The sequence below is a fragment of the Paraliomyxa miuraensis genome, assembly GCF_026337845.1.
Classification (GTDB): domain Bacteria; phylum Myxococcota_A; class Polyangia; order Nannocystales; family Nannocystaceae; genus Paraliomyxa; species Paraliomyxa miuraensis.
Genome location: NZ_JAOVZF010000075.1, coordinates 1 through 600 on the forward strand (window position 1 = coordinate 1; position 600 = coordinate 600).

At 67.7% G+C, this 600-nt stretch carries 2 protein-coding genes; both read left to right on the forward strand.

What is annotated here, in order from left to right; all coding sequences use genetic code 11:
• Positions 1–59 precede the first annotated feature (59 nt).
• Positions 60–452 carry a hypothetical protein gene (locus tag OEB96_RS00330; protein ID WP_266213377.1) on the forward strand — a complete coding sequence of 131 codons (393 nt, stop codon included), beginning with the start codon at positions 60–62 and terminating at the stop codon, positions 450–452.
• Positions 449–600: IS66 family insertion sequence element accessory protein TnpB (tnpB, locus tag OEB96_RS46550; protein WP_407674593.1), on the forward strand; the 152-nt coding region annotated here is incomplete at its 3' end. The genes OEB96_RS00330 and tnpB, both read left to right, overlap by 4 nt.

Genomic DNA, 600 nt, shown 5'->3' on the forward strand with positions numbered 1-600 from the left:
GTACGAGGTCGCCCTGACCCGTCTTGCAGGCGCGCGATCGGGCCGGGACCTTCGTGTCCATGGAACGGGAAGACGAGCTGAGGGCGCTGGGGAAGGAGCTCGACGCGCTGGGGCCGGTCGGCGGTCGCGGTCACATCAAGGGCGACCTCAAGGTCCGGATCGTGGCCGCGGCAAAGCGTGCGATCGGGGGGGACACCAAGCGTGCGGATGTGGCCGCCGTCCTCGGCATGTCTGCGTCGACGTTGGGTCGCTGGCTGCATGAAGACGCAGCCAAGCGCGAGGTACGACTGCTGCGAGAGATGACGGTCATTGGTGGAGAGCCCGACTCGGGTTCCCACTACTCGAGCGCGGAGACCAGAGGGAGGTGGCCGCGGGTCGTGCTGCCCAACGGCGTGGTGCTCGAAGGTCTGGACACCGAGCAGATCGTCACGATCCTGAGGGCACTGGCATGATCGGCTGGCATGGAAACCTGCGGGTCTACGCCTACTGTGCGCCCGTCGACATGCGCATGGGCTTCGAGGGCCTGTCGGGGCTGGTGCGCAACGAGCTGGGACGCGACCCGCTGACGGGCGAGCTGTACCTCTTCACGAACCGCAGGCG